Annotated in this window: 22 protein-coding genes; 4 read left to right on the top strand and 18 right to left on the bottom strand. The window is 38.1% G+C overall.

Translation table 11 applies throughout. The annotated features are described in order from the left end of the window. Window positions 1-5: 5 nt before the first annotated feature. Window positions 6-3,758: a nitrate reductase subunit alpha gene (locus EL259_RS06265; protein WP_126599999.1), complete on the bottom strand. Its 3,753-nt coding sequence runs from the start codon at window positions 3,756-3,758 to the stop codon at window positions 6-8. Window positions 3,759-3,779: 21 nt separating this feature from the next. Then, window positions 3,780-5,387 (bottom strand): MFS transporter, encoded by a 1,608-nt coding sequence (locus EL259_RS06260; RefSeq protein WP_126599997.1) that lies wholly within the window; start codon window positions 5,385-5,387, stop codon window positions 3,780-3,782. 436 nt (window positions 5,388-5,823) lie between these two features. Here EL259_RS06260 and nrdD point away from each other — a divergent pair, with 436 nt between their 5' ends. Both nrdD and nrdG read left to right on the top strand, forming a co-directional pair. After that, window positions 5,824-7,941: an anaerobic ribonucleoside-triphosphate reductase gene (gene nrdD / locus EL259_RS06255; RefSeq protein WP_126599995.1), complete on the top strand. Its 2,118-nt coding sequence runs from the start codon at window positions 5,824-5,826 to the stop codon at window positions 7,939-7,941. 6 nt (window positions 7,942-7,947) lie between these two features. Then, entirely contained in the window at window positions 7,948-8,424 is a 477-nt protein-coding gene (gene nrdG, locus EL259_RS06250) for an anaerobic ribonucleoside-triphosphate reductase-activating protein (protein ID WP_126599993.1), read from the top strand. A gap of 430 nt (window positions 8,425-8,854) precedes the next feature. Here the strand turns inward: nrdG and EL259_RS06245 are convergent, their stop codons facing one another. Together EL259_RS06245 and EL259_RS06240 are read right to left on the bottom strand one after the other, a co-directional pair. After that, window positions 8,855-10,768, bottom strand: coding sequence for an ABC transporter ATP-binding protein (locus tag EL259_RS06245; protein WP_126599991.1), 1,914 nt, complete (start codon window positions 10,766-10,768; stop codon window positions 8,855-8,857). 107 nt (window positions 10,769-10,875) lie between these two features. After that, entirely contained in the window at window positions 10,876-11,106 is a 231-nt protein-coding gene (locus EL259_RS06240; RefSeq protein ID WP_126599989.1) for a YgjV family protein, read from the bottom strand. 163 nt (window positions 11,107-11,269) lie between these two features. Between EL259_RS06240 and rraB the strand changes: the two genes are divergently transcribed. Further along, on the top strand, window positions 11,270-11,674 hold the full coding sequence (rraB, locus tag EL259_RS06235) for a ribonuclease E inhibitor RraB (protein ID WP_126599987.1): 405 nt from the start codon (window positions 11,270-11,272) through the stop codon (window positions 11,672-11,674). A gap of 96 nt (window positions 11,675-11,770) precedes the next feature. Here rraB and tolA read toward each other — a convergent pair whose 3' ends face one another. The 7 genes from tolA to EL259_RS06200 form a co-directional block, all read right to left on the bottom strand. Further along, window positions 11,771-12,910 (bottom strand): cell envelope integrity protein TolA, encoded by a 1,140-nt coding sequence (gene tolA, locus EL259_RS06230; RefSeq protein ID WP_126599985.1) that lies wholly within the window; start codon window positions 12,908-12,910, stop codon window positions 11,771-11,773. Between the two features lie 5 nt (window positions 12,911-12,915). Then, on the bottom strand, window positions 12,916-13,356 hold the full coding sequence (tolR, locus tag EL259_RS06225) for a colicin uptake protein TolR (RefSeq protein WP_126599983.1): 441 nt from the start codon (window positions 13,354-13,356) through the stop codon (window positions 12,916-12,918). A 31-nt stretch (window positions 13,357-13,387) separates the two neighbouring features. Next, on the bottom strand, window positions 13,388-14,077 hold the full coding sequence (tolQ, locus tag EL259_RS06220) for a protein TolQ (protein WP_126599981.1): 690 nt from the start codon (window positions 14,075-14,077) through the stop codon (window positions 13,388-13,390). 12 nt (window positions 14,078-14,089) lie between these two features. Further along, complete coding sequence (gene ybgC / locus EL259_RS06215) at window positions 14,090-14,500, bottom strand: tol-pal system-associated acyl-CoA thioesterase (RefSeq protein ID WP_408608224.1); 411 nt, start codon at window positions 14,498-14,500, stop codon at window positions 14,090-14,092. A 446-nt stretch (window positions 14,501-14,946) separates the two neighbouring features. Beyond that, complete coding sequence (locus EL259_RS06210; protein ID WP_126599979.1) at window positions 14,947-15,045, bottom strand: cytochrome bd oxidase small subunit, CydX/CbdX family; 99 nt, start codon at window positions 15,043-15,045, stop codon at window positions 14,947-14,949. A 12-nt stretch (window positions 15,046-15,057) separates the two neighbouring features. Beyond that, complete coding sequence (gene cydB, locus EL259_RS06205; protein WP_126599977.1) at window positions 15,058-16,194, bottom strand: cytochrome d ubiquinol oxidase subunit II; 1,137 nt, start codon at window positions 16,192-16,194, stop codon at window positions 15,058-15,060. 13 nt (window positions 16,195-16,207) lie between these two features. After that, window positions 16,208-17,770: a cytochrome ubiquinol oxidase subunit I gene (locus EL259_RS06200; protein ID WP_126599975.1), complete on the bottom strand. Its 1,563-nt coding sequence runs from the start codon at window positions 17,768-17,770 to the stop codon at window positions 16,208-16,210. Window positions 17,771-18,170: 400 nt separating this feature from the next. Here EL259_RS06200 and EL259_RS06195 point away from each other — a divergent pair, with 400 nt between their 5' ends. Then, window positions 18,171-18,482, top strand: coding sequence for a DUF5339 domain-containing protein (locus EL259_RS06195; RefSeq protein ID WP_172594230.1), 312 nt, complete (start codon window positions 18,171-18,173; stop codon window positions 18,480-18,482). A 179-nt stretch (window positions 18,483-18,661) separates the two neighbouring features. Here the strand turns inward: EL259_RS06195 and coaD are convergent, their stop codons facing one another. The 7 genes from coaD to EL259_RS06160 all read right to left on the bottom strand — a co-directional run bounded on the left by coaD (window position 18,662) and on the right by EL259_RS06160 (window position 25,103). After that, window positions 18,662-19,135: a pantetheine-phosphate adenylyltransferase gene (gene coaD, locus EL259_RS06190; RefSeq protein ID WP_126599973.1), complete on the bottom strand. Its 474-nt coding sequence runs from the start codon at window positions 19,133-19,135 to the stop codon at window positions 18,662-18,664. Window position 19,136: 1 nt separating this feature from the next. Beyond that, window positions 19,137-20,405, bottom strand: coding sequence for a lipid IV(A) 3-deoxy-D-manno-octulosonic acid transferase (waaA, locus tag EL259_RS06185; protein ID WP_126599971.1), 1,269 nt, complete (start codon window positions 20,403-20,405; stop codon window positions 19,137-19,139). Window positions 20,406-20,544: 139 nt separating this feature from the next. After that, on the bottom strand, window positions 20,545-21,195 hold the full coding sequence (locus tag EL259_RS06180) for a YadA C-terminal domain-containing protein (protein ID WP_126599969.1): 651 nt from the start codon (window positions 21,193-21,195) through the stop codon (window positions 20,545-20,547). Window positions 21,196-21,457: 262 nt separating this feature from the next. Next, the gene (locus EL259_RS06175; protein WP_126599967.1) at window positions 21,458-22,276 is read right to left on the bottom strand and encodes a class I SAM-dependent methyltransferase; all 819 of its coding nucleotides are present in this window, start codon (window positions 22,274-22,276) and stop codon (window positions 21,458-21,460) included. A gap of 10 nt (window positions 22,277-22,286) precedes the next feature. Then, on the bottom strand, window positions 22,287-23,042 hold the full coding sequence (locus EL259_RS06170; RefSeq protein ID WP_126599965.1) for an ABC transporter ATP-binding protein: 756 nt from the start codon (window positions 23,040-23,042) through the stop codon (window positions 22,287-22,289). After that, window positions 23,039-24,076 carry a FecCD family ABC transporter permease gene (locus EL259_RS06165; protein ID WP_126599963.1) on the bottom strand — a complete coding sequence of 346 codons (1,038 nt, stop codon included), beginning with the start codon at window positions 24,074-24,076 and terminating at the stop codon, window positions 23,039-23,041. The genes EL259_RS06170 and EL259_RS06165 overlap by 4 nt, the downstream gene beginning before the upstream one ends. After that, entirely contained in the window at window positions 24,051-25,103 is a 1,053-nt protein-coding gene (locus EL259_RS06160; RefSeq protein ID WP_172594229.1) for an ABC transporter substrate-binding protein, read from the bottom strand. The genes EL259_RS06165 and EL259_RS06160 overlap by 26 nt, the downstream gene beginning before the upstream one ends. Window positions 25,104-25,404: the final 301 nt, after the last annotated feature.

Genomic DNA, 25,404 nt, shown 5'->3' with positions numbered 1-25,404 from the left:
TTGCCTCACTTATAATCCACATCGGTCGCTAATGGTTGCGGAAGATCATTTCCCGCATTATCCAACCAATCTACTTTATTCATTTTGCGAATAACAGCGATCTCATCACGGTTACAACCGATCGTACCGTAGTAGTTGTATCCGTAACTTTGTTGTGCATAGCCACCAATCATATGTGTTGGTTTTAAAATGGCTCTTGTTGCAGAATTATGAATACCGCCACGGGTGCCTGTCATTTCTGAACCAGGTACGTTTACAATACGTTCCTGTGCGTGGTACATAATCAACATCCCTTCAATAACACGTTGTGAAACAACCGCACGGCAAGTAATTGCGCCATTTTCATTAAAGACTTCAACCCAGTCGTTATCTTCAATATCAGCACGTTTTGCATCCTTTTCTGAGATCCAAACATGCGGACCACCACGACCAAGCGTTAGCATCAACAAGTTGTCAGAATAAGTTGAGTGGATCCCCCATTTTTGGTGAGGTGTTGCAAAGTTAAGTTTAATTTCTTTATTACCGTTCGGTTTAGACTCAAAGATCTTATCAGCCGATTGCGTATTAATTGGTGGACGATAACTCACCATTTGTTCTCCAAATAAACGCATCCATTGGTGATCTTGATAGAACTGTTGACGACCAGTAATCGTACGCCATGGAATAAGTTCATGAACATTGGTATAACCTGCGTTATAGCTTACATGTTCATCTTCTAGCCCTGACCAAATCGGACTGGAAATAATTTTACGCGGTTGCGATACGATATCGTTATAACGGATTTTTATCTCTTCTTTTGGTTTAGCAAGATGAGTTAAATCACGTCCTGTTGATTCAGAAAGCGCCGCCCAAGCTCGGACTGCAACTTCACCATTAGTTTCTGGCGCAAGGGACATAACACTATCACAGGCTTGGACTGCCGTATTTAAATTCGGACGACCTTGGCTTACGCCATCTTCTTGTACAGTACGGTGTAATTTAGCAAGAAGTTCTACTTCTTTTTCTGTTTTCCAGTGAATACCTTTACCACCATTACCTAATTTATCGAGTAACGGTCCCAAAGAAGTATATTTTTTATAGATATCTCTATAGTCACGTTTTACTTCAATAAAGTCTGGTGCAGTTTTCCCTGGAATAATATCGCATTCCCCTTTTTTCCAATCTTTAATACCAAGCGGTTGCCCCATTTCAGCTGGTGTATCATGTAACATTGGTTGTGCTACGATATCTGTTTCCTCACCGAGGTGACCCGGTGAAAGATCGGAAACACCTTTTGCAAAACCTTTATAGATTTCCCAGTCAGAACGTGCTTCCCAGCAAGGATCGACGGCAGCTGAGAATGGGTGAATAAATGGGTGCATATCAGATGTATTGATATCTTCTTTTTCATACCAGCTTGCTGTTGGCAATACGATATCGGAATACACACAAGTTGTACTCATGCGGAAATCTAATACCGTGACAAGATCCAATTTTCCAGTTGGCGCATCTTCTACCCAATCAACTTGTGTTGGTTTCATAGTGCCATCTTTATTCAATACTGCAGCGTTTTTAGTACCGAGCAAGTATTTAAGCATATACTCTGCCCCTTTCCCTGAAGAACCAAATAAGTTTGATCGCCAGATAAAGAGATTACGAGGGAAGTTTTTCGGATCGTCTGGGCTTTCACAAGCAAAACGCAAGGAACCATCTTTAAGATGTTTCACAATATATTCTTTACTGCTTAAACCTTCCTCTTTCGCTTTGCGAGCAATCGTTAACGGATTGGTATTCAATTGCGGTGCAGATGGCAACCAACCCATACGTTCTGCCGTTACGTTATAATCTAACATGTGTGAATAAGCATTATCGGCATTAGCTAATGGTGAAATGATATTATGAATATCAAATTTTTCATGTCGCCATTGTGAACTATGATTATAGAAGAAAGATGTACCATTCATTAGACGTGGCGGGCGTTGCCAGTCTGTCGCAAGCGCAATTGGTGTCCATCCTGTTAGTGGTCGGAGTTTTTCTTGCCCTACATAGTGTGACCAACCACCACCTGATTGACCAATACAACCACACATCATTAACATATTAATCGCACCACGATAAACCATATCAGTGTGATACCAGTGGTTTACACCAGCACCAATGATAATCATAGATTTACCTTTAGTTTTATGTGCAGTTTCTGCAAACTCATGAGCGATACGAATAACTTGTTCGGCACTTACACCTGTTAATTTTTCTTGCCATGCGGGTGTTCCTGGAACATCATCATAGAAATCTTTTGCGACATTATCGCCACCAACATTATCTACACCATAGTTTGCTAAAATTAGGTCAAATACGGTTACAATTTTTGCTTGAGAACCATCTGCTAATTGGATAGTTTTGTATGGGACTAAACGATGTAAAACTTCATCGTTACCATCATTTTTCCAAAATTGTCCTTTAGACACTGCGGCAAAATGAGAGAAAGCAACATTAATGGTATCGTTACCTTTTAGACTCAATGCAAGTTTAGTATCTTTGCCTGCATGTCCTTCTTTTTCTTCCAAGTTCCACTGACCTTTATGTTCACTCCAACGATAGCCAACAGAACCTTGAGGTGAAACAAAATCACCTGTTAATTCATCAATAGCAATCGTTTTCCATTCACTATTTTCATCATCTTTTAATGCAACTAAATCTGATGCTCGTAAATAACGTCCAGGCACCAAGTCGCCTTTGCTATTTTCTTCAAGCATGACTAACATTGGGAAATCAGTATAACGACGCACGTAATCAGTGAAATAATCACTTTGTTTATCAATGTACCATTCTTTTAAGATACAGTGTCCCATAGCCATTGCCACTGCAGCATCTGTACCTTGTTGCGGATTCATCCATTCATCACCGAACTTAGATACTTCAGCATAGTCTGGTGTGATAGCAACAACCTTCGTACCTTTATAGCGTACTTCGCTTAAGAAGTGGGCATCAGGTGTACGAGTAAGTGGAACGTTTGATCCCCACGTAATGATATAATGGCTATTATACCAGTCTGCAGATTCAGGAACGTCTGTTTGTTCCCCCCACGTTTGCGGAGATGCTGGCGGTAAATCGCAATACCAATCATAGAATGATAAGCATACGCCACCAATTAAAGATAAGAAACGACCACCTGCTGCCCAAGATACCATTGACATTGCAGGAATCGGTGAGAAACCTACGATACGATCTGGACCGTATTCTTTAATGGTAGAAACATTCGCTGCAGCGATAATTTCATTCACTTCATCCCAACTAGAACGAACAAAACCACCTAAACCACGTTGTGATTTATATAATTTTGCCTTTTCTGGATCAGATACGATGCTACGCCATGCATCCACAGGATCTTTATATTGTTTTTTAGCTTCACGCCAAAGTTTTAATAATGCACCCCGTACTTTCGGATATTTAACTCGATTAGCACTGTAAAGATACCAGCTATAACTCGCCCCACGTGGGCAACCACGAGGTTCATGATTAGGCAAGTCTGGACGTGTTCTCGGATAGTCAGTTTGTTGTGTTTCCCATGTTACCAAACCATTTTTAACGTAGATTTTCCAAGAACAAGACCCCGTACAGTTCACACCATGCGTTGAACGTACAATTTTATCTTGTTGCCAACGTGTTCTATATGCATGTTCCCATTCACGGCTTTCTTGGCGTGTTTCGCCAAAGCCATTTGAAAACTCTTCTTTTTTTCTTTTGAAAAAGAGTAAATTATCTAAGAATTGTCCCATAATAATATTCCCCCTTAATTTCTATGGATTGTAAAATTGACCATTTTTGCGTAAATAGAAAACGTAATTAAGTACGCAACAAGCTGCATAGAAAATGGCTAAACCAATCATTGCATATTGTGGTGTAGTAGCACGGATTGAATCCCCTAATGTTTCAGGAATGTAATACGCACCATATGCAGCCACGGCTGAAATCCAACCAAGTACTGGACCCGCTTCTTCTTTCGGGAAGATGATTGCTGTAGTACGGAAAGTAGAACCGTTACCAATACCTGAGGCAGCGAAAAGGAGTAAGAAAATAAGGAAGAATGGCATGAAATATTGTTCAGGTGTTGTGCTGTGATAAGCAAGTTGCATGTAATAAGCCACACCAGCCGCAGCAATTGTCATTAAAATCGCACAAATTTGAGTAACGATTGCACCACCAAATTTATCGCCTAACCAGCCACCAACAGGTCGAATTAATGCACCAATGAAAGGCGCAATCCATGCGTAAGTCAATGCACTAGGACCATTCGGATTGACGAGATCACTACTAATAACGCCCTGTGCATTTACAACGTGTTGATAACCAAAGATAACTTTGATAGCAAGCGGAAATGCTGCAGAGAAACCGATAAATGAACCGAAAGTCATGGTGTAGATGATACTCATCACCCATGTATGTTTATTTTTAAAAATACGATATTGATGAGTTAGGCTTTTACCAATTTCACCCGGTAAAAGTTTCAATGCATAAACCGTTGCGGCGATGGTAAGAACAAGGACTAAAAGTTTTGGTACCCCAAAGCCTGAACCGTTAGCAGCTTTTGGTAAGGTCAACCAAAGTGCAATCACAGTAATAATCAAACCAATAAGTAGCATCACTGCCATTTGTAACATTGCTTTGATCGGTGAACCAATTTTGGGAGAAACTTGTTCAGTTTTGATATTATTCATACCAAACCAAGCTGCAATACAAATTGGTACAAGGAATACAACCCAAATCCAAGCCGCATTTTGAATATAACTTTCGCTACCCGCTGGAATTTTACCAATTAACGTACCAGATGAATTGATAAGTTTCATTGGTACACCACCAAAAATGCCATAGGTCATCACAAGCGGAATCACAATTTGCATTGTGGTTACCCCAAAGTTACCAAGCCCTGCATTTAATCCAAGCGCTAACCCTTGTTTCTTTTGTGGGAAAAAGAAACTAATGTTAGACATAGAAGAGGCGAAATTACCACCACCAAAACCAGAAAATAGTGCAAGTAATTGGAAAACCCATAATGGTGTATGCACGTCTTGTAATGCAATACCAGTTCCAACCGCAGGAATTAGCAATAATGCAGTAGTAAAGAAAATGGTGTTACGCCCACCACAGAAACGAATAAAAAATGAATTTGGAATACGTAAAGTTGCCCCGGATAACCCAGCAATTGCTCCCAAAGAAAACAGTTCCCCTTTACTAATTGGGAATCCTAAATTCAACATTTGAACTGTGATCATACTCCAATATAACCACACAGCGAAGCCAGATAATAACGCAGGAATTGAGATCCAAAGGTTACGATTAGCTATTTTCGCTCCCTCTTTTTGCCAAAATTCGGTATCCTCTACATTCCATTTGGTAATGTCTTTCATTACTCCCCCCTTTTTTGCTATTTAATAACTATTTAGCGTTAATAATCATAATATAAAGAATTTTAAGTATGCATAGAAAATACCTCATTGATAAATATCAAGAGAAAAGGGATATAAAAAATTTTTCTATTTTGCATAAAAATACCTCTCTTTTTTCTTGCCTATATTTAGGTAGAATAATCTACTGACATCGTAATGCTTAAAAAACAACCTTCAAAAGATAAGCTATCAGTCATCAATTTTGCATAAGATTTCCGCAGTTAATTCGTATATATTTTATACAAACATACTGATTATATGGGGTTGCATGCCGTTCCCTTTGGTTCATGTAAATTTTCACATCTAGGAAAAACGGCTGAGCAATGGTAGACTTCACCGAATTTAATGATGTCATCTTTAAAAAGAAAACACTTTAAATACTAAGCCTGAGGATATTATGTTAGTTATTAAACGAGATGGGGCTAAAGCTCCTTTTGATATTCGCTGTATAATTAATGCTATTAAAGCTGCAAGTTCAGCGTGTCACATTCAAAATGATGATTTTTGTCAGAAAATTGGTGAAGAAGTACAAAAAAGAATAACAGCACAATATTCCGAAAGTGTCGATATCTCTTGCATTCAAAATACTGTTGAAGAAGTCCTAATGCACAGTGAATATCCAGAAATCGCACGTGCTTACATTGAATATCGCCATGATCGTGATATCCAACGTGGCAAACGCAGCGCTTTAACCCGTGAAATCGAAGGGCTAATCGACCAAACTAATATTGCCATTTTGAATGAAAATGCCAATAAGGATGCGAAAGTTATCCCAACCCAACGTGATCTTCTTGCAGGCATTGTCGCAAAAGACTACGCAAAATCTTATATTTTGCCAAAAGACATTGTCGAAGCGCATGATAAAGGCGAAATTCACTATCACGACCTAGATTACGCTCCATTTTTCCCAATGTTTAACTGTATGTTAGTTGACCTAAATGGCATGCTAACCAATGGTTTTAAAATGGGAAATGCGGAAATTGAACCACCAAAATCGATTACTACCGCAGCTGCCGTTACAGCTCAAATCATTGCTCAAGTGGCAAGCCATATTTATGGTGGTACTACTATCGATCGTATTGATGAGGTTTTAGCACCTTTTGTCCAACTTAGTTATGAAAAGCACCTTCGCAATGCAGAACGTTGGCAAGTACCTGATAAACAAGGTTACGCAGACGCATTAATTGCCAAAGAATGTTACGATGCATTCCAATCACTTGAATATGAAGTGAACACTTTACATACAGCAAATGGTCAAACACCGTTTGTTACTTTTGGATTTGGTTTAGGTGAAAGCTGGCAAGCAAAACTTATCCAAAAATCAATTTTGCAAAACCGCATTCATGGTTTAGGTAAAAACCACAAAACCCCTGTTTTTCCAAAATTAGTATTTACCGTAAAACGTGGGTTAAATGCACAACCGACCGATCCAAATTACGACATCAAACAACTGGCTTTGGAATGTGCAAGCAAACGTATGTATCCAGATATTCTAAACTACGATCAAGTTGTTAAAGTAACGGGTTCATTTAAAGCACCAATGGGTTGCCGTAGTTTCCTTAATCCGTATCTCAATGAAAAAGGTGAAGAAGTTCATAGTGGTCGTAATAATCTTGGCGTGGTCAGTATTAACCTTCCACGTATTGCGATTGAAGCGAACGGTGATGAAAAACGTTTCTATGAAATTTTAGATCAACGTCTAGCCCTTGCGAAAAAAGCCTTAATGACACGTATCGCTCGCTTAGAAAACACTAAAGCTAAAGTTGCGCCAATTCTTTATATGGAAGGTGCATGCGGTGTCCGTCTAAATGCCGAAGACTATGTGGCTGATATTTTTAAAAATGGACGTGCTTCTGTTTCTCTTGGCTATATCGGTATTCACGAAACCCTTTATGCACTATTTGGCGAACATATTTATGATAATGAAATGCTTCAAGAAAAAGGTATAGAAATTGTTCGTCACTTAAGCGATGCAACCAAACAATGGAAAGAAGAAACAGGATACGCATTTAGCCTTTACTCAACACCAAGTGAAAATCTTTGCGATCGTTTCTGTCGCTTAGATAGCCAAGCATTTGGCGTTATTCCAAATGTTACAGATAAAGGTTACTACACCAATAGTTTCCATCTTGATGTAGAGAAAAAAGTTAACCCATTCGATAAAATTGATTTTGAAATGCCTTATCCATCTTTAGCGAATGGCGGTTTTATTTGCTACGGCGAATTTCCGAATATGCAAAATAATCTCAAAGCCTTAGAAACTGTTTGGGATTATAGCTATGATCGTGTGCCATATTACGGTACCAATACCCCAATTGATGAATGCTACGAATGTGGCTTTACAGGCGAATTTGAATGTACAAGTAAAGGTTTTACCTGTCCGAAATGTGGTAACCACAATAGTGAAACCGTATCGGTTACCCGCCGAGTTTGCGGTTACTTAGGTAGTCCAGATGCACGTCCATTCAATGCAGGTAAACAAGCAGAAGTGCAACGTCGCGTTAAACACCTGTAAGCAGTTATGAATTATTTACAATATTATCCTGTTGATGTCGTAAATGGCGAAGGCGTGCGTTGCACGCTTTTCGTTAGTGGTTGTATTCATCAATGCCGTGGCTGTTATAATCAAAAAAGCTGGTCACCAAGTGCTGGAGTGCCCTTTGATCAAGCCATGGAAGATCATATTATTATGGATCTTAAGGATACTCGGATTCCGCGCCAAGGCATTAGCCTTTCTGGCGGAGATCCATTCCTCCCAACAAACGTCCCGACCCTTTTAAAATTGGTGAAACGTATCAAAACCGAATGCCCTGATAAAGACATCTGGGCATGGACAGGTTACAAAATTGATGAACTTTCAGGCATCCAATTAGAATTACTTGAATACATTGATGTACTCATCGATGGAAAATTTGTCCAAGAACTCGCCGACCCAAGCCTATTATGGCGAGGCTCAAGCAATCAAGTGATTCATCACCTCAAAAAAACCCGTAAATAAAAAAATCACGCCCCAAAAATCATAAATTTTTACGAAAATCGGGCATGATTTTATTTTTAAAACTCCTGAAACTTCAAGAACCGCTCCACGGGTTCCCTTATAAATCGCCTGAGCGACTGGAAATTTTTAGGTTTTTTTGTCCTGTCTTAGCGTAGCGAGTTACAAAAAAACCGTTAAAAAAATTTCCACAAAGTGAGGATAAGTGATTTATCAGGGGCGTGTTTTTGCGTTACTTTTTGCACGAGCAAAAAGTAACAATCCCGAGTTGCCCTAATTTGCGTTAAGAAAAATTTTACCAAGCAAAGAACAGCGATTTATCGGGGTGTGCTTTCTTTTGGTTCGTTTTACTCGCTTACGCTCGCTCTTCGGGTCGTTGCTTCGCAACGTTCAAACCTGCGGTTTGTCTTGCACAAGCAAAGAAAATGAAACACTACCCCCCTATCATTTCCTCTATCTTCTCCTGCAATTCAAACCATTCCAATTCCACTTCTTCCAACTGTGCTTTACACGCAACCTGTTCTTGAATCAAAGTGGTCAATTTCGTTTTATTCTCTGCCTCATACATTGCAGGATCAGCAAGCTGATTTTCCATATCCGTTAGCTGAGCTTGGAATTTTTCCATTTGTTTTTCTAACTTCGCCATTTCTTTTTTAAGGGGAGCTAGTTGTTGGCGAAGTTCAGCTTCTTTGCGTTTTTGCTCTTTGCGTGAAGGCTCTTCTGCTTTCTTCTCGGCTGGTGCAACTTCTGCTTTTAAATCACTCGCATTCGCCTCAGAAAGCCATTTTTGATAATCTTCGATATCGCCTTTAAATTCCTCGACTTTTTTGTCATGAACAAGATAAAACTCATCTACAGTATTACGCAAAAGATGACGATCATGCGAAACCACCACCAATGAACCTTGGAAATCCACTAAAGCTTCAGTTAATGCCTGACGCATATCTAAGTCTAAATGGTTGGTTGGTTCATCAAGTAATAATAGATTAGGACGTTGCCACACAATTAAAGCCAAAACAAGACGTGCTTTTTCGCCACCTGAAAATAATTTAACAGTTTGATTTACTTTATCGCCATGGAATGCAAAGCCCCCAAGGTAATCACGTAATTCCTGTTCAGTTTTTTCTGGTGCAAGCTTTTGCAGATGCCATAATGGGCTTTCATCTGCACGCAAGGTATCTAATTGATGTTGGGCAAAATAGCCAAGCTGAACGCCTTTAGCTAGCTGAATTGTACCTTCATGTGGAGCTAATTCGCCCGCCAATAATTTAATTAGTGTCGATTTACCCGCCCCATTTTTACCAAGCAAACCGATTCGAGAACCTGGTACGAGGTTTAATTTTATTTGCTGTAAAATTTCTTTAAACTCCCCATCCTTTTCATATCCCGCATTAATTTTTTCCATCGAAAGTAATGGACTTGGTAATGCAAGTGGTGGACGGAAAGCAAACTTAAATGGATTATCTACATAAGCTGGGGCGATTAATTCCATTTTTTCTAAGGCTTTCATACGGCTTTGTGCTTGTTTTGCCTTAGTTGCTTTAGCCTTGAATCGATTAATATAACTTTGTAAATGCTCAATCTTCTGTTGCTGTTGACGATGTAAAGCATTTTGCTGTGCTAACTTGGTCGCACGTTGAATTTCAAAAGATGAATAATCCCCCGTATATTCGTTTAATTTTTGCTGCTCGATATGCAAAATTTTGCCCACGATCGGATCAAGAAAATCACGGTCATGCGAAATTAATACTAATGTGCCTTGGTATTGTTTTAACCAGCGCTCTAACCAAATAACAGCATCAAGATCCAAGTGGTTTGTTGGTTCATCGAGAAGTAATAAATCTGATGGGCATAACAAGGCTTGGGCTAAGTTAAGGCGCATTCGCCAACCCCCTGAGAATGATTTTACGGGTTGTTGCAGTTGTGATTGCGAAAAACCTAAACCGTTTAATAAACTGCTCGCACGTGCCTCAATCGTCCAGGCATCAATCGTATCTAATTGCTCATGAATATGTGCAATAGCATGTCCATTATTCTCATGATTTGCTTTTTCTAATGCTGCTTTAAGCTCGCAATAAACACGATCGCCTTGCAAAACATAATCTAAAGCAGAAATATCCAATGCAGGCGTTTCTTGGTTTACCCATGATAATCGCCACGATTTTGGAAAAGATACTTCGCCTTCTTCGCTTGTCATTTGTTGTTTTAATAAGGCGAGTAAACTTGATTTACCACAACCATTTTTCCCAACGAGTCCCACCTTTTGTCCCGGTGCGATGCTCGCATTTGCTTGTTCAACTAACGTGGTGTGTCCACGTTTTAACGTTAAATTCGTAAAAAGTATCATCTTTTTCTAAATATCTTTAAAATTACAGGGGTCTTATTCTAACTGGTTTACGACAAAAATAAAAAAACACGCATAATGCGTGTTCTTTTCTAAGATAAAAGATAATTTTATTTTTTATCTTTGCGTGTCAATTTAAATACGTAGTAAATATTTACGAGTGCAATGAAAACGTTCAAGCCAGCAACTGGATACGCAGGGGTTGGAAGTAAAAGGCTATAAATAATGAATAATACCGCACCAAGAATATTTAACGCACGTAACGCCACGATATCTTTCATCATAAATGCGATGGCGATGGAAAACATTGCCCCATAACCTAATAAATCTACAAAAGTCATAAAATTCCCTTGTGTGAAACAAAAAGGACTAAATTATAGCGGGATTTTTAAACAAATAAAGAAGAATCTAGATATAGATTATTAAACGCCGTTTTTTTAATCTTTGTAAAATGCTCTAAATCCGCTAAAATGCCCGCCATCCAAATAGATGCGAGGAGCAATTATGGAACAGCAACAACTTGATGAATTTAAAGCAGAAACCCGTGAAATCATTACCGATCTTTTTAATGATGGTAGCGATCCTGATGCACTTTATATTATCGAACATCACATCATTCATTCTGATTTTGATAAACTTGAAAAAATTGCCGTTGAAGCTTTTAAATTAGAATTTGAAGTTTCAGATGCAGAAGAATTTGAAGAAGAAGGTCAAACTTTCTTTGGTTTTGATATTTTAAGCGAAGCAAAACTTACCCCAGAACTTATTGATAAACAACAAGAAATCATCATTCCGTTAGTAGAAAAATTCGGTGGTATTTATGACGGTTGGGGAACTTATTTTGAAGATCCAAATGCGGATGAAGATGAATACGGCGAAGATGGTCAATTTTTAGATGATGATGAATAATCATTAATCACGCCACTTTTTCCATAAAATTTTATGAAAATTGAGGCGTAACGATAAAAAAGCGTCTTTTAAAAGACGCTTTTTATTTCTTAATAATTACCAACTAAAGGTAAACTCCTGTAAACGGCGCTGTCTATTCGGAGGTGGCGGTAAATGCCCTGTTTTTGCTACCGCTTCTAATGCTGCACCGCACACATTGTCAGATGAGCCTTGTTTAATATGACGATTTACAATATCACCATTCGGTGCAATATCTAAAATCACATCACACGTTTGCCCATGGAAATAACTGTTCTGTGCAAAATTCTGCATAAGCGGGCGACAAATAGCACGTAAATATCCTTTCAGATTAGAACACATTTCTTGCCCCTTTTTTCCGCCTGAATGCCCATTCGCTACAGCGGCTGATGATGCACTTATGCTATCACCATCTAAAAACTCATTAACCGCATTTTGCTGGGCTTGTTGCTCTTGCTCAGCTTTAAGGCGTTTTTGTTCTGCTAATTTTTGTGCAGCAATTTTTGCCTGTCGGATTTTTTCCGCTTTCGCTTTTGCAATCGCCTCTGCCTTCGCTTTTGCCTCTGCTTGCGCCTTAGCAATGGCTTCAGCTTTCGCCTTTGCTTCTGCAGCTGCTTTTGCCTTTGCGGCTGCCTGTGCTTTCGCTAATGCCTCCGCTTTTGCCTTCGCTTCCGCTTCTGCCTTAGCCTTTGCCTCGGCTGCCGCTTTGGCTTTTGCAGCCGCCTCTGCTTGAGCTTTCGCAATAGCATCTGCTTTCGCTTTTGCTTCAGCGATTGCTTTTTGTTTTGCAATTTCTGCTTGACGTTGTGCCTCAAGTTGCTGTTGCCTTAACAATTCTTGTTGACGTTTTTGTTCTTCAAGTTGTTGCTGTTTAAGCAATTCCTGTTGGCGCTTTTGATCTTCAAGCTGTTTCTGTTTTAGTAATTCTTGCTGGCGTTTTTGTTCTTCAAGTTGTTTTTGTTTAGCGATACGTTGCTGTTCTGCATACTGAGCCTTTTTCGCTACCGCAGCTTGATCCGTATTCACCATAATGGCATCAATATGTTGTCCCTGCTCGCCATTTCCGCCATTGCCCATTGGTTTTTCAGAAAAGAAAAGCCACACTAGCAATAGAAGAACAAGAATGTGCAAAAAGAATGAAACTAAAAAAGGACGACGTGTACTCTTCTGTTTTAATTTATCGGCAATAATATTGTCATTATCTGCAGAAAATTTCATAAACCTTATCCTTTCTTAGACACTGGGTTTGTCATAAGCCCAACCGATTGGATCCCTGCTTCATGCAATAGATTCAAGGCATTCATCACTTGTTCGTAAGGAATTTGTTTTGCTCCGCCAACCAAGAAAAGGCTTTTCGGATCACGTTGGTACTCAGTTTTTGCTAAGAGGACAACTTGAACATCGCTTAAATTATCGTAATGTTTATTACCAATTGACAAACGATAAAATCCATCGCCTGGAACTTCTAAAATAACGGGCGTTGCTGAACTTGAATTTACATTTTCTGATACCGTCGCATCAGGTAGATCAACTTTTACGCTTTGGCTAATTACAGGTGCCGTAGCCATAAAAATTAATAAAAGCACCAACAATACATCTAAAAACGGTACGATATTAATTTCAGCTTTAATATTTCGACGACTTTTACGACGACGATAAGTCATAATATTCTCTCAATTTATACGGTGAATAATCTTATTTTTGAGTGCCTTGTGTAGATAAGCGACGATGCAAAATTTGTGTAAATTCATCAATAAAGTTTTCGTAGCTTTGCTCTACTTTCGTTAAGCGTAGGCTTAAACGGTTATATGCCATAACCGCAGGAATTGCGGCTAAAAGCCCCATCGCCGTTGCAATTAATGCTTCTGCGATACCCGGTGCAACCATTTGTAAAGTCGCTTGCTGCGCACCATTTAATGCCATAAAGGCTGCCATAATTCCCCAAACCGTACCGAAAAGACCAATATATGGACTCACTGAAGCAACGGTTCCTAAAAATGGGATGTTATTCTCAAGATTTTCTACTTCACGATTCATCGCTAAAGTCATTGCTCGTTCACTACCCTGCAACACACTTTCAGGTGAGCTTAATGGTAATTTTTCTAAGCGAGTAAACTCTTTAAATCCAACATAAAAAATATGTTCATTACCGCTAGCATCATTACGATTACGTTCAACACTGTCATAAAGACGATAAAGATCTTCGCCTGACCAAAAACGTTCCTCAAAACGATTCGCCTCTTGTTGAGCATTACGTAGCATGCGATGGCGTTGGAAAATAATTCCCCATGAAAGAATGGATAAAATCAATAAAATGCCGATAATCGCTTGCACGACTGGACTAGCATCCAAAAAAATCTGGATTAAATTTAATTCTGTATTCATTCGAATCCCTAATTATGCAGAATGAGCGTTAAGAAGTGCGTCTTTAATTGTTGATGGCAATGGTACAGGTTTCATTTTGCTTAAATTCACACAAGCAATAATGACTGTTGCTGTACAAAGTACTGTTTCATCGCGTACTAAGCGCTGATTAAAGAAAATACTTGCGCCACGGATTTCAGTAATTTCAGTTTCCACTTCTAACGCATCATCTAAACGTGCTGGAAAAATAAAATCAATATCCATTTTTTTGACAACAAATGCTAAATCAAATTCATCAATTAAGCGTTGTTGTGAAAAATCTAAATGACGTAAATATTCGGTACGTGCACGTTCAAAAAAATGTAAATAACGTGCATGATAAACCACACCACCAGCATCGGTATCTTCAAAATAAATACGAACGGGAAACTTTTCTACCATCATTGCAAACTTCCTTAGAACTCATGAAATAAAAGCAATTTTTAGCATAATCCTCCTGTTTAAACAAGAAGATACACTTCAAACTCCCTATAAGAATTTGGACATTATATGCTTTTTCTCCTTATTTTAATACCATAAAAAATAATGCATAAATTCTTAGGAAAATCGGGGCGTGTTCTTGAGAAAATAAAAAGGTGGCAAAATTGCCACCCAATCTTAGAAAATTAATAGAACGTACTTATACCCTATTAATAAATAATACGAAGTTAAATCGAACCATCCAGCATAGCTTAAGAAGGCGAGTATTAGTCTAACGCAAGATTATCTTAGGTAATGTGACACAATTCACAAAATTTATGCTTATGATTTAACAAGATAAAAGATATACAAATAAAAAAGGGTACATTACTGTACCCTTTTCACTATTTCAACTTTAGTAAACTTTGATCTTATTCGTCAAATTTACCTGTTTTTTCAATACTCATTACGATAATCGCAGTAAGTAAGATAGTAAATGCTAAGCCGAATGCCCATAATAGATAAAACATATGCCTTTCTCCTTAGTATGTTGGGTTTTTACCGCTTTCAATATAGTTCGCGTCAATACGACCAAACATTTTGATGTATGCCCAAATGGTGTATGCCAAAAGGATAACTGTAAAGATAAGCGCAAGTACAAACATAATAGTCAAGGTTAATTGGCTAGATGTTGCATCCCACATTAATAAACTCATGCCTGGATTTGTGCTTGAAGGCATAATGAATGGGAACATTGCAATCGCAAAAGTGGTAATAATGCCAAGCATTGTTAACGCAGATGAGAAGAATGCCCAACCATTACGATTCGCTTTAGAGAAAATCACATTGAAAATCGGAGCGATAATTGCAATTAATGGGAAGATGTAAAGCACTGGGTGTGAGTTATAGTTGTTGAACCACGCACCTGCTTGCATCACAACGTCTTTACCCATAGGGTTAGATGGACCATAAGGGTTCACTTCGCTTGTTAATACAAAACCATTTTTGAAGTATAACCAAATACCGCCAATTACGAATAAAATTAACGTAATGATTGCACCTACTTCACTGATTTTTTGGCTACGTGCACGTAATGCATCGGTTGTTTTCATTTGTAACCAGTTTGCACCGTGAGTAGTTAACATAGCACAACTTAAGATACCGCAAAGTAATGCGAATGGATTTAATAATCCCCAGAAAGTACCTGTATAAGTTGCTTGCATTAATTCGTTGAAATGGAATGGAACACCTTCTAAAAGGTTACCGATTGCCACACCAAACACAACTGATGGAATAAATCCGCCTAAGAATAGACCAAAATCCCACCATTTACGCCATGCAGTGCTTTCAACTTTACCACGATATTCAAAACCAACTGGACGGAAGAATAATGCGCCAAGCACAAGAATCATTGCAATGAAAAATCCAGAGAATGAAACTGAGTAAACAATTGGCCATGCAGCAAACATCGCACCACCCGCAGTTAATAACCAAACTTGGTTTCCATCCCAGTGCGGTGCAATGGTATTAATCATAATGCGTTTTTCAACTTCTTTTTTACCTTCAAAAGGAAGAAGTGTAAGTACGCCCATATCGAACCCATCGGTCACAGAGAAACCGATCAGTAGAACGATTATTAAAATCCACCAAACAAAGCGGAGAAATTCGTAATCAATCATCGTAAACTCCTACTTATTTAGATTGTTCGAAATGATAACGACCAGTTTTTAATGAGCTTGGTCCAAGACGACCGAATTTGAACATTAAGAAACTTTCGAACACGATAAAGATAGAATATAAGCCACAAAGTAAACCAATAGAGAAGTAGAGATCACCCGCACTAAGGTTAGATGCTGCCATATTCACTGGTAAAATATCGTATACAGTCCATGGCTGACGACCAAATTCAGCTAAGAACCAACCACATTCGATACCGAACCAAGGGAGAGGAAGACCCCATAATAAGCAGAGGTATAACCAACGGTATTTACCGATTTCTTTACGCACAGTCACAGTAAATGCGCCAAGAGTAAGGAGAATCATTAAGCCCCAAACACCTGCCATTACACGGAATGCGTAGAAGTTAGGTAATACTTTTGGTACAGAGTTGCGTGCAGCTTTTGCAATTTGAGCTGGAGTTGCATCAACAACGTTTGGTGCATAAGCTTTAAGTAAGAAACCGTAACCTAAATCACCTTCGACTTTTTCAAATGCCGCTTTAGTTGCTTCATCTACATGACCAGTTTTTGCTTTTTCAGCTTTAAGTTGTTCAAGTAAACCGTAAGCAATCATACCTTGTTTAATACGACCTTCATTTTTCGCAATAAGCTCTTTCATACCCGCAAATTGTTTGTCTAATGAACGAGTTGCAAGGATACCGCCAAGCCATGGCACAGAAATTTCAAAGTCATTTTTTTCTTGGGCTTCATTAGGAATAGCAACAAGATCCCAGCTAGCTGGAGCAGGTTCTGTTGTCCATGCAGCTTCCATAGCAGCAAGTTTAGTTGGTTGAACTTGTCCAATATTGTAAGCAGATTCATCACCCATGAAGAATACAGCAATAGTAGCAACTAAACCGAATACGGCACCAACTGCGAATGAACGTTTTGCAAAGCCAAGGTCACGACCTTTTAAGATGTAGTAAGAACTGATTGCAAGTACGAAGAACGCACCTGAAACGTAACCAGCAGTTACAGTGTGAAGGAATTTGTCTTGCGCTGTAGGGTTAAACCAAAGATCAAAGAAGTTACTCATTTCCATACGCATGGTTTCGAAATTGAAATGAGAACCAACTGGATGTTGCATCCAACCATTAGCAACTAAGATCCACATTGCAGATAAGTTAGAACCGATTGCAACACAGTATGTTGCGATTAAGTGTTTACCTTTAGTCAAACGATTCCAACCAAAGAAGAATAAACCAACGAAAGTAGATTCTAAGAAAAATGCTAATAATGCTTCGATAGCAAGAGGTGCACCGAAAATATCACCAACATAATGAGAATAATATGACCAGTTAGTACCGAATTGGAATTCCATGGTAATACCAGTGGTAACACCTAGAGCAAAGTTAATACCAAATAACTTACCCCAGAATTTAGTCATATCTTTGTACACTTCTTTACCTGTAGCAACATAGATGGTTTCCATAATAACAAGAATAAAGGATAACCCTAATGTTAGTGGTACAAACAAAAAGTGATACAACGCAGTTAATGCAAACTGCAATCTAGAGAGATCAACAATATCTAACATCTCTAACTCCTTGTATTGTAAGAGCTAAAAAGCTTTTCCAGTGATTTTTCAACCACCCCCTGACGCTTGAATGAAAACATATTCAAGCTGAATTTTGTCCTTTTTTGTGAATGTTACTCTTACCTTACAAAAAGCCTATCTCTCATAACAATCACAAAAAATACGCAAGACTTTTCACCATTCTACTACAATTACATTCACAATAAACACCTATTTTTGTAATAGTTATTATCAACATATTGAGTAAAAAAGACAAAACCACTTTTAGATAATACCTCTATAATATTAATTTTTCCTAATTATTTATTTGTTTTTAATGTTAAGAAAAATACTAGACATGAAAAAAAAAATTTGTTAGATTTTGCACACCTTTGCAATCAGTACAACTTTTACTCATTTTATGAAATTATTTAAACTTTTGTTAGGTTCTGCTCTTTTAGCGGGTAGTATTTCTTCCGCTTTTGCAGCCCCTACTAGCATTGATAATATCCCTGTTCAATGCCAAAAATTATTTGATGAAGCAGATATGCTTGTAAGCGATGCAGCAAAACAACCTGGTACTCATCCAAATCTTGAACAAATTCGGGCAAAATTAAATGCTAGCAAAGCACAGATTTTAAAACTAGAACGAGCAACCCAAATTAAAAGTTGTGGGTTAGGTCTAGCAAAATTAAACCGTATGACTCGTGATTCAGAAGATTTATTAAATTAGTCTAATATTTCTTTCTCTGAATATTCTTTATATCTGTTAAAAAAACGGACAGTCTTTATTGTGTCCGTTTTTTTATGGTGATTTTATACCGATCTACAAAAATACGATAAATCTCATAAAATTATTCGCTTTTTGAGGCGTAACTAAATTAATATTCTTTGATTCTCCCCTCTACCCCATTACTTTAAAGATAGAAGATAATTCAATACATTTTCTGGCACCATTCCACCGACATCGCCTTCATGAAGAAAAACTTCTCGTACTACGGTTGAAGAAATATATCCCACTTTTTCGGAAGCAGTAAGTAAAATGGTCTCAACATTATTCGCTAAATGCGCATTAACATCTACCAGTTGGCGCTCATATTCAAAATCAATACTATTACGCACCCCCCGCACAATCGCTGTGATATTCTGTTCCTTTACCAGATTTGCCAATAATCCATCAAAACCAATTACTTCTACATTTGGTAAATGTGCCAATGCTTCTTTTGTTAAAAATATACGATCATCAAAAGAAACGAGCGTACCTTTACTTGGATTTTTCGCAACTGCTACCATAACCTGTGAAAATAATTTTGCAGCACGAGCAATAATATCAACATGCCCATTCGTAATAGGATCAAACGTGCCAGGATAAATGACTTTAATCATTTTAACTCTCCAAATAAGGTTGCATAAAACCTAATAATTTTTCTAAAGCACCTTGGTTGCGTTGTAAAACTGCATAGGCTGCCTCTCCATTTCTTGTGCGTTCCTGCGGATTTTGTAATAAATATCCCACTTCATTTGCGACACTTTCGACCGTCTTATCTACCCAACTTACTGCTTTCGCATCGTTAAGTTGCTGATAAACATCATGAAAATTAAATACTTCGACCCCTGATACAATAGGCTTTTTAAACGCTGCCGCTTCCAGTGGATTATGCCCGCCACGTGTAATTAAGCTGCCGCCAATAAAAGCCACATCGCACAAACCATAGAAAAATAACAACTCGCCCATTGTATCGGCTAACAAGACGGCTTCATTTTTTACACCTTGATGCTCACTACGACGCACAAAGCTTAAATTTTTATTCTTAATCAAAGTAGCAACTGCATCAAATCTTTCTAAATGACGAGGCACTAACACCAACAATAAATTTGGAAATTTTGTGCGTAACTTTTGATGAGCATCTAAAATAATCTCTTCTTCACCCTCATGCGTACTTGCTGCCACCCAAACAGGACGCTTATTAAACACGCCCCGATTTTCGTTAATTTTTTTATAAATTTCCGCAGAGGGCGTTAAATCGTACTTAATATTTCCCGTGACTTTCACTTGCTCAGGTGTTGCGCCAATCGCCAAATAACGATCGGCACTGAGTTTATCTTGTGGGGCGATCAAATCAACGCACTGCAAAATCTCACCCATTGTTTTTTGGAATTTTGCATAACGCGCACTCGAGCGTGCAGAAAGACGAGCATTTGCGATCATCAATGCGATATTTTGGCATTTTAACGCATAAAATAAATTTGCCCAAAGCTCAGTTTCAATAATAATAACTGCCTTAGGATCAATAAAACGTAAAAAACGTTTAATCGCAAACGGTAGATCAAAAGGCAAATAACAATGCGTCACGCTTTCGCCAAAAGTTTTCTTAATCTGATCCGATCCTGTTGGTGTCATACAGGTAAACGTAATCGCTAAATCAGGATAGCGTGCCTGTAAAGCTTTTACTAAAGGTGTCGCCACCATCACTTCACCCACACTTGAAGCATGCACTACAATTCCTTTTGGCTTAGGTTTTAGCAAATTTTTATAAAACCCATAACGCTCCATATGACGTTTGGCATAGTCTGGATTCTTGCGACCCTTCAACCACATAAAAAACCAAATAAACGGCACCGCAAGATAAAAAATAAAAGTATAAATATAACGCATTGTTTTACTCATTTTTTCTAAAATGCCCGCAGTATATCATTTTCCTTTTTATTCCATAAATTTTTCCGAAAATTGGAGCGTAAGAAATAAAAAGCCCCCAATTGGGGGCTTTATGTTAGGTGAGATTAAAAGCTATCGCTTAGAATTCGTAGTTTACACCAACATTATAAGCTGCATCATCCGCTGCATTAGTACTCATAGAGAATCCCGCTTTCACTGCAAGGTTGTTATCAAAACGATAACCAGCACCAAATGCTATCGCATTATTACTGCGATATTGCCCCATTGCTGCAGTTACGTTTAAACGACCGATTGAGTATGGTTGGAATAAGCCTGCTAATGCTGCATTTTGAGCCATATGACGTTGTTCACGTTTATCTAAATTGTGGATACGGCGTGAGTTATTTTTTATTGCTTGTGTGTTTTGAGCAATAACTCCTCTATTAACACTGTTATAGGAAGCATTATCATTAATACGATTATGATGTTCCATTAATCCTAGATAATTTTTATTTAATAGCTCTTCATTATGCCCAAAACGCTGTTCATAGTTAGAAAACTTATTTTTTAATATTTTAATAAGATCCTCTTGGCGTTTACTTTTTTCTGCCGCACTTTTAGTCAAACTTTTTAAAATTGCAGTTTTCTGTTTAACCGTTTGTAATGTTTCATTCCCTGAGACATTCTGTTGTGATTCACTTGCCGTTTGATTTTGTTCAGCATAAGACATGCCCGACACGGTCATTGAGATCACTATCGCTATCGTTGTTTTTATTAAAGTACATTTCATATATAAATCCTCTAAATTTTTTACGGCACTTTTTGTGTGCTGCGCAAGTTTATTCAGCGGATTATAGATTGCTATTTTTTTTAAAATTCACACATGCATTTGCATATTTTAAAATCTAAAAATAAAAATAATATATAACGATTGTTATGAATTTTACATTTTTTTAATGTATTTTTAAATATTAAAAATAAAACAAAAGAATACGTACAAATCATAACAAATTGATTTAATTATAATTTTTTATAAATAAAATAAGTTATTCTTATTTGCTCCATTCTAATAACGCCCATTTTCTGAAAAGGTTGTAAGGGCTTTTAATATCAGGGTGGGCGGTGTGGTAGAGTTTGAGATCTTTGATTTCTTGCTCGGTTAATTTACCGACTGACCAGCTGACGGCTTTGATGAGTTGATCCGCCGTGAGGGCTTTAGGTTCAACGAGGCAACCATGAGATTCAATAAAATTTACAGTTGGAAAATAGCCTTTTTGATAAAGTAAATTTAGCGCATACATATAATTCGGAAAGCCGATAGAATCACGATTAATCACACGTAATACTTCTGGTGAGATAAAATCTTTTTCTACGAGCATACTCATATAAACTGCTTTACGGGCATGTTGATTAAGTTTATTTAAAGCATCGTCGAGATCGCCTACCATTGAGGAGCGTGATGAAATACAAATATCGCATTCAGGTACATTATCCCAATCATCTTCCCACGCCCGCAAAATCGGATAAATATTTGTGATATTCATTGATTTTGCACGTTCTTGCACGATATCTAACATTTCTTGGCAAAAATCTAGTGCATAAACGGCTTGAACATGCGGTGCGATTGCTAGTGCTAACGCACCACCGCCACACCCAACATCTAATACGGTATCGGTTGGTGAAAGTTTCATATGCGCCATAAATTGTTTCACATATTCACTTTGTAAATCGAAATCAGAACGCTGCATTTTTTCGGCTTTTTCTTTCCAATCTTCAGCCGTTTTACCTTTGCGGGCAGATAATTGGAAATGATTTTTGTATAAAGTTGCAAAATCAATATCATGGATAGTCGGTAATTGAGTGTCTGTCATACAGTTCTCCTTATGCCATAAAGTGAAAATGTTTTTGGATAACCGCAGGGGCGAGTTGATAAATTTTCGCAAGGTTCTGTACGGTTAAAATACGTTGCGGTATATCATCAGCAAGAATTTTTCCTTGATGAAATAATAATGTTCGATCTGCGACTTGTAAACTTTGCTCAGGCTGATGCGTTGTCATTAAAATGCCTAATTGAGTTTCAGCATTCAGCTGTTTGATTTTTTCTAAAACCCGTAATTGATTACCAAAATCTAAATTTGAAGTAGGTTCATCCATAATCAATAATTTGGGCTGTTGTGCTAAGGCTCTTGCAATCAAAACCAGTTGTTGTTCCCCACCGCTTAATCTATCAAAACTTTTCGTTAAAAAATGCTCAATTCCTATTTGTGCCAGTGCCATTTGGGCAATTTCTTTATCACAAGAATTGGGGCTTTGATACCATTTTAAATAGGGATTGCGTCCCATTAATACAACATTTTGTACACTAAAATTAAAGTGGCGATGGGCTTGCGGTACATAAGCAATCTGTTTTGCTAGCTGTGGTGTTGGATAATGTTTTAAATTCTGATTATTGAGATAAATTTCTCCGCTCATGGGTGGAAGTAGCCCTAATATCGTTTTTAATAACGTTGTTTTGCCACACCCATTCGCACCGAGTAAACAAACAATCTGTTTTTCAGAAAATGTGATATTCAATTTATCCGCAATTACTTTCTTTTTATAACCAATCGCTAAATTTTGCAAGGACAGAAAACTCATTTACGTCCACCTAAAATTAATAAACCTAGAAAAAATGGCACACCAACAATAGCAGTAATGATCCCCAGTGGAATTTCGACACTAAAGGTGGCACGAGAGAAAGTATCAGCAATTAATAATATTGCGCTACCAAAGAAAATCGTGACAGGTAATAGTTGGCGAAAATCACTCCCTTTTTCGCCAAGCCAAAGTCGTGCAACATGGGGGACGATTAGCCCAATCCAGCCAATAATTCCCGTAACGGCAATAATAGTAGAGGTCATTAAGGTAGCAGAAACGATAAAGATTAAACGGGTGCGAGAGAGATTTAAGCCTAAGCTTTGCGCCTCTTCGTCTTCTAAACTTAATAAATTCATCCGCCAACGTAATAAAATTAAGGGAAGTACGGCAAGTAAAATAAGTGGAACCATAAAAGCAAGATCGTGGAAAGTTGCCATGTTTAAGGCGCCTAATAGCCAGAAAGTCATGGTGGTTAATTGGCTATAGGGATCAGCAAAAATTTTTAAAATGGAAATTCCTGCTTTCAATAAGGCAGCGAGTGCAATTCCTGCCAAAACTAATGCTAAAATCGGGGCGTGATAGCGGGCAATTTTGGCAATAGCATAGACAATCGCAACAGCAACTAGTCCACCGATAAAGGCGCTTAATTGAAGTTGCCAAAGCGATCCTCCAACAAAAATAATAGCAACCGCCCCTAAGCCTGCCCCAGCACTGACACCTAAAATATCAGGGGATACTAGCGGATTTTTAAACATACTTTGATAAGTCGCCCCTGCCATTGAAAGTGCCGCACCTGCGAGAATAGCGGTTAAAATACGAGGGAGACGAACCTGCCATAATACAGTATGGATAATTGAGTTAGACGAGGTCGAAGGAAAAAAGAGGTTTTGCCATAAGTCATGGAGTGATATTGGATATTGTCCAATACAACAGGCAGTAAGCACACAACCAATTAATAAAGCTGGCGGCACGATTTGTCGCCAGCTTTTTCGTAAAAAATTTTGCGATTTAGAGAATACCAAGTGATTTTTCATCTTGTGGTGTCAATTGGTAATCGTAAAAAAGTTGGAAGTAATTTTTCACGAAATTGAGATAATCGCTAGTATCTAGACGTTTTGGATCCAATTTATGCGTGAGCCATAATGCACCAAGTAAGCGATTCACACTTGGTGGTTGCCCTAACCAACCAAATGGTTTATTTGGTACGAGGTAAACATCTTTACCTTGTACCGCTTTTAATTGATGCCAAAGTGGAGAGGTTTGAATATGTTGATAAGCAGTCGGATCTTGGGTAACGATGATATCAGGCTGCCATTTATAAAGTTGTTCCATCGAAACACGTGCTGTACTTTTTTGACTTTTCATATCCACCACATTTTTTAATCCGACCCAATTTAATACTTCGCTATGAATTGAATTGGTGGCAGCCGTTTCTAAACCATCTGTACCTCGTGCGTAATACACTGATTTTGCGACACCATTAATTTGTGTAGCATCTTTGGTCATATCTAAAATACGTTGTGCATAATTCGCCAACAAATCACCTTTTTTCGTATCGCCAATATATTTTGCTACTGTGCGAATTTGTTGTGGCGTATCCGCAAAATTGCCATCCACCAATACCACGGGAACCTTAGTTTTTTCATGCACACGTTTTACGGTATCCACATAGCTTTGTCCCACGCTTCCCACATCAATAATAAGATCTGGTTTAAGCGAGATAATTTTTTCCATAGAAATCATGTTACCGTGACCGCCCAGCCCTCCTAGTGCCAATAAATCACGTGCCGATGAAGGAATAAACGTCATTGTTGGTTGTGGAAAAGGATGAGCAAAATCAATCATTTTGTTTGGGGCAAGAGAGACTAACAGCGTATCCGATACTTTACCCGCACTTAATACTTTGTGTACATCATTGGGTTCAACATTTCCAAATTTTGCTGCAACTAAATCACTAAATCCTTCGGTGTTGAATGCCACAGGATCACTTGCTTGTGCAGTTCCAATAAAGATGACAGATAAAGCAAATGCTAAGCTCTTTTTTAATAACCGGGTCGCCATAAATTGCTCCTTGGACATGGTCTATTTAGATATTCGTTATACATTACAATTTATAAAAAATAATTGTAACTTAATTAAACATAATTCGTATAAATTTTCTAAAAAATCAAAAAGAAAAGCAATGACAAATATCACAATTTTCAAAATGTCTGCTAAACCATAGTGAAGTTTTGGCAATTTAATCGGTTTTCAAAGATTACCAGGTATTGCGCGAATAATATGCTCAACAATAAAAAAGCCGCCATAATGGCGGCTTTTATCAATACAGTGCTAATTTTCTCACCTTTACAACGCCATTTAC

The sequence above is a fragment of the Actinobacillus delphinicola genome, from assembly GCF_900638385.1.
GTDB classification, from domain to species: Bacteria; Pseudomonadota; Gammaproteobacteria; order Enterobacterales; family Pasteurellaceae; genus Actinobacillus_C; species Actinobacillus_C delphinicola.
This window is presented reverse-complemented; position numbering and strand designations above follow the sequence as displayed.